Origin of the sequence: Vibrio nigripulchritudo ATCC 27043, from assembly GCF_000222685.1 — a bacterium.
Lineage (GTDB): Bacteria > Pseudomonadota > Gammaproteobacteria > Enterobacterales > Vibrionaceae > Vibrio > Vibrio nigripulchritudo.
The window spans coordinates 1-9,335 of record NZ_AFWJ01000077.1 but is presented as its reverse complement, the minus strand read 5'-3'; the positions used below and the strand labels follow the sequence as shown (position 1 = coordinate 9,335).

The following is a 9,335-nucleotide window of genomic DNA, read 5'->3' as shown; positions in this document are numbered from 1 at the left end:
CGTAAGCCTCTGGATTACTGTTCGATGAACGTCAGTATCGAAAAAACGCGACACATGCCAAGCCATACTTGCTTGCTTGGTGTGACGCCAATCATGACGGCAATTATTGAAGACTTTCGTTTGCGAGGCGTATCTTCCGCAGAAACTGAGCAGGACAAACGCCTGATTGATGTTTTACTTGATCAATTAGCGATGGCTCCGGAAAAGCAGCACTTTCTGCCTACAAGCAGCCAAAAAATGTTAGCGCCGATTTTGCGAGGGTTAGAAGAAGATCCGACGAACAATTTGTCTTTAAAAGAGTGGGCATCCAAAGTCCACACCACTGAACGAACCTTGGCCCGACATTGCCAGAGTGAGTTGGGGATGAGTTTCACTGAGTGGCGACTAAGAATTCGGTATCTGCATTCTATGGAGTTGCTGCGCAAAGGAAAGTCGGTGAAGGAAACGGCCTTTATGTTGGGCTACAATCAGGCCAGTCCATTCATCACTATGTTTAAGCGTTACGCTGGTGTCACCCCCGATCAATACAAGGGGAATGCACGCAACGATCTCAGTTGTTAGGGTCTGTTGACCTTTCGCGGTTAAATTTTGTTCGAGTTCTATGCGTTTTAATCGCGGCGCAAGGTCTTTAGCTTAGTCATTCTAAGCAAATTCCTTGCAACAAAGAGTAAAGCGCATAGAACCGAACCCTTCGGGCAGCATTTGTGGCTCCTTTCTACTGTGTTACCGCTTATTGATGTAGAGCGACTACACCGAATAAGCGCTGCCTTGTATAAAGAACCCACAAATTGCTGCAAAAATCAGCTCGAAAGGTCAACAGACCCTAGAGTTTGCTGATCTTTCGTAGCGACTGCCATTCAAAATTAACGGGATGCCTTTTTAATCGCATATACCACCGCACCGGCAATCAATAACGCATTCATAGCAAGAAGTATTGCTGAAACCGGTCGCTCCAGAAATATCCATAAGCCATCATTAGATATCAGCAGGGACCTTCTCAGGTTGTTTTCCAGAAGTGGTCCCAATATGGTTCCAATCACTATCGGGGCGAGAGGAAAATCCGCAGCTCGGAACAGAATACCAATCAGCCCAAAGACCAGCATAACCCAAAGATCGAACACCGATGCCTGAAGTGCAAAGGTGCCTATGGCGCACATCAGCAGCACAATAGGAATCAAATGAGATTTTCGAATCCTGAGCACATAAACGAACAGGGGAGTGGTCAGTATCCCTGCAATCAAAAGAAACACGTTTGAAGCGAGATAGACAAGGAAAACACCGCCAACGATTTCAGGTTGTTGTTCAAAGAGACCCGGGCCGGGAAATATTCCCAGGATAAGTAATGCTCCAATCAAAACCGCTGAAGACGCATCTCCCGGAATGCCTAATGCAAGAGAGGGGACTAATGTGCCGCCTACCGTGGCATTGTTGGCACTTTCCGTCGCGACGACGCCACCTTCTGCCCCTTCTCCATAAACCTCTCCATCTTTTGCCGTCGCTTTGGCAACCGCATAGGACGTAAATGAACTGATGACACCGCCAGCACCCGGCAGAGAGCCAAAAAACGCCCCTATCGCTGAAGAGCGGATAAGGTTTCCCCATCGTTTTAATGTTAATAGCAGGGAGGAGAAGCTGGCTTTCACAACGGGAATGTTCGGTCGGTCTGTCAGCGATTTTCCCATGATTTGAAAAGCCATCTCAGAAATCGCAAAAAGGCCGACAACAATGGCAACAATATGGAAACCATTTAACATGTGGTGCGAGTCAAAGGTGAACCGATACCCTGTAGAAAACTCGTCTGTGCCTATGGTCGCGAGTAGCAAGCCAAAGCATCCGGACAATAACCCTTTAATTAAAGATCCTCCTGATATCACGACAATGGATACCAGCCCGGTAATGGCCAAAGCTGTATATTCGGGCGGAGCAAAGTTACTGGCAAATTGCGCAAGAAGGGGAGCCAAAAAGATCAGCGCTGTACCGCCAATTAACCCCCCAATCGCACTGGCGGAAATAGCGATTCCAATGGCATCTGCGGCTCTGCCTTTCTGCGCCATAGGATAGCCATCAAATAAAGTGGCGGCTGCAAGTGGTGTTCCCGGTATTCTGAGCAATATCGCGGAGATAGAACCCCCACAAGAGCCGCCAACAAATATCGCTATCAGGAATCCCATTGCCGCAATAGGAGGCTGCTCTATCGCCACTGGTAGCATGAGGATAATGCCCATAAGTGGCCCCAGGCCGGGAAGTGCTCCCACGAGCAAGCCAAACAAGATTCCGAACAGAGTTAAACCAATGGTGAGAGGGGAGAGAAACAACTCAGCCCCGGCATTTAAAGACTCTAAAAGCATACATTACCAAGCCACATTGAGTTGCCAGTACCCTCCGGGGAGGACGACTTTTAAAAATTTCTCAAAGAAAAATGCAAACAGTAATGAAGATGCAACTGCAAATATGACCGTCGACCAGATGTGACGAACACCTGTTAAAAATAAGATACTCGCCAGCATAACGGGAGTGGCTAAATGGTAGCCAACAACCTGTAACCCAATTAAGTACCCAGCAAATAAGCAGATCAACACACCCGGTTTGATCAGTTCCCGCCAACGCGTACCGCTACTTTGGCTGCGCGTAGCTTTGGAGATAAAGGCTTGGATGACCAGAAGCACAATGATCAGTGACGCCAAAGCTTTAGGATAGGCGGCAGCGTTATTATACGCGCCGCCAGATGCGATTCCCTGCTCAGTCATAGAAGTATAGATTTGCTGAAATACAATGGCGGTTAAGGCGACAAAGAAAGCAATAACCATTATTTCAGCATGAATCCTTTTTAACATTCTGTTCTTCCTTGAGTTAAGACATTATTTCTTTAATGCTTTTAGAGAGTCCTCTTCCCATTTTAGTGCATTTCCCATCGCGCCTAACTGACCAGCAACAGGACCGACAATAGACTCATACTCAGTCCAGTCCCAATCTAGAGGAACAAAGCCGATTTTACTGATTGCCGCTCTAATTTCGGCGTTTTGCATGGTGGCTTTCATTGCGTTTCTTAGTACTTGAGTAACATCATCTGGCGTGTCTTTATGCACTAACCACCATGTCCAGCCCATGGGGGCTAATCCAGAAAGCCCTAAATCAATATCCAGATCGGTGATACTTGGTGCGCCGTCATAGGAGGCTTTTGCTCCGGGCAGCTCTGATAGCACCAGCAAAATGTCGAAGCCTTTTTTGTCCTGAAGGTATGCTCCTACGTTGATAAAAGAGAAATCCAGCACTCCAGATTTCAAATCTTTCCGTGCATCTCCATCTGTTTTATAAGGAATGTTCTGAGCGACAACGCCATAAGACTGAAGCACTTTGGCGATAACCATATGAGGCAGGTTATTTCGAGACCCCGAGGAATAGCGAAGTTTCCCTGGGTTGGCTTTTCCCCAAGCCATCATTTCCTCAAAGTTGCTCCAACGCTTTTCTCCTGGTCGGCTACCGATTGAAAATGCATTCGAAACGGCAGCGTGCAAAGGCTTAAAGTCTTTGTAATTCCAGTCAGCGTTGCCCAGCATGGGTTGAAGGACGAGCGGCGCGACATACCCATCAAACAGGGTGTAACCATCCGCAGGGCGATTCATCGCGGTTTTAAAGGCTTTTGTTCCGGCGGCTCCCGGAGTTGATATGACTGAGACAGACACACCGAGCTCATCTCCCATCCCTTTAGCAATTATCTGGCTGATAGACATTGCCGTACCGGCTGACCAGGGAAAAATATTCTCAATGGTGCGCTCGGGAAACGCTGCATTAGCAAAGCTGATTTGGCATGCCATTGCGACAAGCCCACCTGCGGTCAGTATTTTTTTAAACATAACAAGTATCCTCCGTGATAATGTTGCCTGTTTAGCGCGTGGCATATTCCTGTTTTATGCTGGTTGCCTGTGCGCAGTAAGTCCGTAATATTCGTAGATATCTTCTGGGGCATCGTGCCGTTCCAGATGTTCGACGATGGCGATGTTCAATCTCTCGGTCACATCAGGGTCGTCGATAGCATTCAGCTGTTTGGGATCGTTCGACAGATCAAACAGACACGAACCTTGATGACCCCAGTTTTTAACGCACTCGATGCCCGTTTCAGTGTTCTCCTGACTGGGTGTAATCTGAAGCACGGGTACACCCTTGGTAAAGTCGAAAGGAGAAACCAGCTCGGCTGTTTTCAATTCCTGACCAGTAAAGAGCTTATGCATGTGAGACGGCATCAACGTGTACGCATGCAAAGGGTCTCCATCCAAATCTTTAGGAAAACGGTAATAGGTGTATCGCCCGTCTGTGACGCAAATCGGTCCTGCAAACATGCCCAGAATGGCCGTCTCGCGTGAATTGCTCTTTGCCATGAGCAGTGGCGAGAGCGAATGGGACGTGACTTCCTCTGGTATCATAATCCCGTAGAAATCCAGAAGCGTTGGCATTAAATCAGCCGTTTGCGTCAGTTGGTCTACTCGCGGTTCTGAGGATTGCCCCGGGTGCCACATCATCAGGGGAATATGCGAAATTTCTTCGTAGTAGGGCATCTTGTTCTTTGCCCACCAATCGTGCTCCCCGAGCAGAAATCCGTGATCAGTGGTTAAAATAAGTGCGGTATTTCCCCATGCCTGATTTTCATCAAACCAGTCTAGAAGCTTTCCAAAGTATTCGTCACACATGGAGACTAATGCTGCGTAATTTGCTCTTATCTCGGCGATCTCTTCGGCGGAGTCGGTGACTTTTTCGTACAACGGCCAATCCAGTATTTTGCCTTTGTAATCTGTTTTGTAGGATTCTCTGAATCTTGATGGGGCTGTGAACGGTTCGTGTGGGTCGAAACACTCAAGCTGTAAGAACCAGTTATCAGCAGATTGGTTTAACGCCAAAAATTCCATGGCACTTTGAAAACATTTTGCGGTTGGATAGTCCGCTTCGTTCTCAATAAACATGGAGTTGATGGCATGGCGTGAACGCCGCCAAGCGTTGGTGTCTGTCGATTCTCTTGTGATGGTTGAGCCAGAATCCAGACCACCCATAGGGTAATGGCGCTCGTTGTATTTCTCACGTAAGCGATCAATTGGGGGCTGAACCAAGGCTTTAACGACGTCGTACTCCTGTCCTCGAATGAAATCCCAACTGTCAAAGGCATTCACATAACCTGACCCACCATTTTCAAAGTAATGAAGATGGTCAGAAACAATGTGGGTATAGACTCCGTTTTTACTCAAAAGCGAAGCAAAACTGTTATCGAACGGTTCCAGTGGACCCCAGGGGCGATGCATAAAATTCAGACGTCCGGTATGCATATCTCTGCGTGCGGGCATGCAGGGAAGTGAACCAGCATAGTGCTTGTCGAATGTCACCGCACGTTTCGCAAATCGATCAAAGTTCGGTGTAGAAATCGCCGTACCACCATAACTTCCCAGGGCAGCCCGATTAAGAGAATCAAAGAGAACAAACACGGTTCGCATTACTAATATCGTCCTTGTTAAAAAATGTTACTTGAAAAGAATAGGGAATTACCTGACATTTAAAAAATGAAAAAAGCGTATCTAGGTATAGAAAATAGGAATGGATAAAAATCTTCAGACTTTCTTGATGGTTTCAGAAACACTGAATGTGACGCAGGCAGCGGAACGCCTTCATATCACGCAGCCAACACTCACCAAACGGTTACAGCAGCTTGAAGAGCAATATGGGTGTAAATTGTTTGAGCGGTTACCAAGAGGGGTTCAGCTTACCGAGTTTGGAACGCATTTACTTCCTTATGCCAGACGGATTGAGCAAGACTATCTTCACGCGAATGAAACCGTGCATCTGCTGGCTAACGGGCATCTGGATGAGGTAAAGATAGGGGCGGGACCTCTGTTTCATTTGCGATATCTGGCTCCTGCTTTTGATCAGTTGCAGAAAGAGTTTCCCAATACGCGAATTCACCTGACGGCAGGGGTAAATGCATCTAACTTGCCAAAGGTGAAGAATGGTTCTCAAGACATTATGTTTGGCACCCGCGAGTATCTTGAAGACGATGAACAGGTAGTGTTTTTCCCGTTACTGGAGGTAGAGCAGGGAATTGTGATCCGTTCCGATCATCCGATGCTCGAAACGAAGGATGCATTAGATGCCAAGGATCTGTGCGAACTTCCATGGATTGTTTACAGCGATACGCCTGAAAACGAATTGATGGTTCGCAGTTATTTTCATTCACGCGGTTTACCTCCTCCGCGGATTGTATTGCAAACTACTTCTTTTCATCTTGGGTTCGATTTAGTGAAAAGGGGGGATTACGTGATGCCTGTGCCTTTTCAGCTAAAACCAGTGATAGACAGCAAAAGCCTTCATATTTTTCACCCAAACCCTCCCATTGTAAAAAAGCCGGCAGGGGCGTTTATTCGCCAGTCTTCCACGCACGCTCCCATCATTACCCGCTTGATTGATATTGTCAGGGAACTGATAGACACGACTGAAAAATAAAAAACCGAGAACAGCTTTAGGCTATTCTCGGTTTTTATTATTTGAATGAGCGTTGAGCTAACGAGCCTTTACTCTGCGATGTCGAGCTGAGTGACTATTTCACTTTCCACTGAATTTGTTCGCCAGCACGGATTGGCACAACAATGTCGCTGCCAAATGGCATGGTTTCTGCCACGTCCCAAGATTCTTTAACCAGAGTCACGGTATCTGAGTTACGAGGGATACCATAGAAGTCAGGGCCGTTGTGGCTGGCAAAACCTTCAAGGTGTTCCAGTTTACCTTCTTGATCAAAAACCTCGGCGTAAAGCTCGACTGCTGCGTGAGCAGTGTAAGAACCTGCACAACCACACGCTGACTCTTTTGCGCCTTTTGCGTGAGGGGCTGAATCTGTACCAAGGAAGAATTTCTTGCTACCGCTTGTAGCTGCTTCAATCAGTGCTTGCTGGTGGGTGCCGCGCTTAAGAATTGGCAGGCAGTAGAAATGTGGCTTAATACCGCCAACCAGCATGTGGTTGCGGTTGAACAACAGGTGGTGTGCTGTAATGGTTGCCGCTACGTTTTCGTTTGCATTTTTTACAAACTCTGCCGCATCTGCAGTTGTGATGTGCTCAAGAACGATTTTTAGGTTAGGGAAGTCGTTCACGATAGGAGCCAGAACCGTTTCCAGGAACGTTTTCTCACGGTCAAAAATGTCTACGTCATGAGTAGTGACTTCACCGTGAATAAGCAGAAGCATGCCGACTTCTTGCATGGTTTCCAATACGTGGTAAATGTTCTTTGCGTTGGTTACACCTGAATCGGAGTTTGTTGTCGCTCCCGCTGGGTAAAGCTTAGCTGCAACCACTTTGCCTGATGCTTTCGCTTTACGAATTTCATCTGGAGTTGTGTTGTCTGTAAGGTAAAGCGCCATTAATGGTTCGAACTGCTCACTTGGCTTCGCTGCCATGATACGTTCACGGTAGGCAATGGCTTTTTCTGTATCGGTTACAGGTGGGATAGTGTTTGGCATGATCAGAGCTCGGCCATTGTAGCGGCTGATATCGCGAACGGTGTCTGTTAGAACATCGCCATCGCGCAAGTGAACGTGCCAGTCGTCAGGACGAGTGATAGTAATTGTTGTCATTTGAAAGCTCCCACCAGGTTAAGATAAATCAGGAGCCTAAAAGCAGAAATTTCACACGAGGTGTAAAACGCAACCGTTTAGGCGACAGGATGATAGACAAAAACGCCGTGGGTTTCATCCCTTTTTTGATGGAATGCTTAATTTCATTTAGTTATGCGATACTTCTAAATGCATTGATTGTTGTAAAGAATATCAATGTGTAACAGAATACTAACTTCTTTTCTCGGTAACTTACCTTCATTTAAGCAGCTTGAATGAACAATACTTATACCCAAGTACCCTTATCCTGTGGTTAGAGGACATTTGGGTATAAGAAGCCTGCAACGGAAAGTGAGAAGAGATGTCTACAATTCAACTATCCCAAATCAACGTATTTCCTGTTAAATCCATTGGTGGTATCAGCCTGTCTAAAGCTTGGGTGGAATCCCAAGGTCTGACTTTTGACCGTCGATTTATGGTTGCAACCCCTGATGGCACCATGGTAACTGCTCGCAAATACCCAAACATGGTCAATATTCATGCTGCGCTTCAACCAGATGGCTTCATATTTACATATCCGGATGTCCCTCCTTTTCAACTTCGTTACGATGATTTAGAACGCAAACCACAGCAGACTCAGGTTTGGAAAGACGAATTTGAAGCGCTTTCAACTTCCCAAGAGGCAAACCGCTGGTTTAGCGATGTCATTGGGATAGATGTGCAGCTACTTTATTGTGGTGAACAGTCTGCGAGGTTTCGTGAAAAGATCAAAACGAATGTGAGCTTTGCTGACGGTTATCCGCTACTTGTTATCAGTGAAGGTTCGTTAGAGGAGTTAAACGCACGTAGCAGCGAGAAACACTCTATGGATCAGTTTCGAACCAATCTTGTCGTTTCGGGGACCGAGCCGTTTGCGGAAGACGGATGGAAGCGCATACGAATAGGGGAAGTAGAGTTTGAAGCGGTTAAACCTTGCGAGCGTTGCATTTTAACAACGGTTAACACCAAAACAGGCACCTTTCGTGAATCCAAAGAGCCTTTAAAAACACTGTCTGAGTTCCGGGCAAACGAGCGTGGCGGTGTCTTTTTTGGTCAGAATCTGGTCGCAAAAAATGAAGGGATCATTCGAGCGGGTGACTGTGTAGAAGTTTTGGAGACCAAACCAAAAGAAGAGTACGAAGACAGGTCTAAAGCGAAGTTAATTCTCACGTGTGTTGAACGAGAGACCATAGCCAGAGATTTCATTACCTTCTGGCTGGAACCATCCAAAGGTACTTTGCCCGGGTATCTTCCAGGTCAGCATCTTCCCATAGAAATTGATACTCCAGCAGGTAAGTTGTCTCGCCGTTACACGCTCTCTTCCAGTCCGACCCGTCCGGGTCGATATGCGATCTCTGTTAAACGAATCGATGAAGGCGCGGTGTCTAACTGGTTACATGACCGATTTCAGGTTGGCGATACTTTAGTGGCTGACTCACCAGACGGCGCATTTCACCTTACCAACGCGACTAACCCGTTGCTGTTGATTTCTGCGGGTAGTGGCGTAACGCCGATGCTGTCGATGCTCAGATACCTGTCTGACCATGATCAAGTCAATAATGTCGTTTTCTATCATCAGTGTCGGTCTGAGCGAGATATTCCTTGTCGCTCGGAACTTGAAAAGCTGAACATGATCTACCCGGGTCTGCGGGTTATGGTTTCTTTAACTCAGCCTGAAGATGCGTGGCATGGCTTAAAAGGTCGACTTTCTCTT

8 protein-coding genes are annotated in these 9,335 nt (G+C 46.8%); 3 read left to right on the top strand and 5 right to left on the bottom strand.

Translation table 11 applies throughout. The annotated features are described in order from the left end of the window. The coding region (locus RH89_RS08255) for a helix-turn-helix domain-containing protein (protein ID WP_004401039.1) at window positions 1-561 on the top strand (561 nt) is incomplete at its 5' end. A 302-nt stretch (window positions 562-863) separates the two neighbouring features. Here RH89_RS08255 and RH89_RS08250 read toward each other — a convergent pair. The 4 genes from RH89_RS08250 to RH89_RS08235 are packed head-to-tail and all read right to left on the bottom strand — an operon-like array spanning window position 864 to window position 5,477. Next, entirely contained in the window at window positions 864-2,348 is a 1,485-nt protein-coding gene (locus RH89_RS08250; protein WP_004401038.1) for a tripartite tricarboxylate transporter permease, read from the bottom strand. A 3-nt stretch (window positions 2,349-2,351) separates the two neighbouring features. After that, window positions 2,352-2,834: a tripartite tricarboxylate transporter TctB family protein gene (locus tag RH89_RS08245; protein ID WP_004401037.1), complete on the bottom strand. Its 483-nt coding sequence runs from the start codon at window positions 2,832-2,834 to the stop codon at window positions 2,352-2,354. Window positions 2,835-2,858: 24 nt separating this feature from the next. After that, entirely contained in the window at window positions 2,859-3,854 is a 996-nt protein-coding gene (locus RH89_RS08240; protein ID WP_004401036.1) for a Bug family tripartite tricarboxylate transporter substrate binding protein, read from the bottom strand. 54 nt (window positions 3,855-3,908) lie between these two features. Continuing rightward, window positions 3,909-5,477, bottom strand: a complete 1,569-nt coding sequence (locus RH89_RS08235; protein WP_004401035.1) for a sulfatase — start codon at window positions 5,475-5,477, stop codon at window positions 3,909-3,911. 100 nt (window positions 5,478-5,577) lie between these two features. Here RH89_RS08235 and RH89_RS08230 point away from each other — a divergent pair, with 100 nt between their 5' ends. After that, window positions 5,578-6,480, top strand: a complete 903-nt coding sequence (locus RH89_RS08230) for a LysR family transcriptional regulator (protein WP_004401034.1) — start codon at window positions 5,578-5,580, stop codon at window positions 6,478-6,480. A 94-nt stretch (window positions 6,481-6,574) separates the two neighbouring features. On the opposite strand, the gene pyrC is transcribed toward RH89_RS08230, so the two are convergent. Then, entirely contained in the window at window positions 6,575-7,603 is a 1,029-nt protein-coding gene (pyrC, locus tag RH89_RS08225; RefSeq protein WP_004401033.1) for a dihydroorotase, read from the bottom strand. Between the two features lie 340 nt (window positions 7,604-7,943). Here pyrC and RH89_RS08220 point away from each other — a divergent pair. Continuing rightward, the coding region (locus tag RH89_RS08220; RefSeq protein WP_004401032.1) for an MOSC N-terminal beta barrel domain-containing protein at window positions 7,944-9,335 on the top strand (1,392 nt) is incomplete at its 3' end.

What these genes read in the sequence shown, in the direction of transcription:
- RH89_RS08235 (WP_004401035.1), bottom strand. Translation starts at nt 5,477, where the DNA reads ATGCGAACCGTGTTTGTTCTCTTTGATTCTCTTAATCGGGCTGCCCTG.
- RH89_RS08245 (WP_004401037.1), bottom strand. Translation starts at nt 2,834, where the DNA reads ATGTTAAAAAGGATTCATGCTGAAATAATGGTTATTGCTTTCTTTGTC.
- RH89_RS08250 (WP_004401038.1), bottom strand. Translation starts at nt 2,348, where the DNA reads ATGCTTTTAGAGTCTTTAAATGCCGGGGCTGAGTTGTTTCTCTCCCCT.
- RH89_RS08230 (WP_004401034.1), top strand. Translation starts at nt 5,578, where the DNA reads ATGGATAAAAATCTTCAGACTTTCTTGATGGTTTCAGAAACACTGAAT.
- pyrC (WP_004401033.1), bottom strand. Translation starts at nt 7,603, where the DNA reads ATGACAACAATTACTATCACTCGTCCTGACGACTGGCACGTTCACTTG.
- RH89_RS08240 (WP_004401036.1), bottom strand. Translation starts at nt 3,854, where the DNA reads ATGTTTAAAAAAATACTGACCGCAGGTGGGCTTGTCGCAATGGCATGC.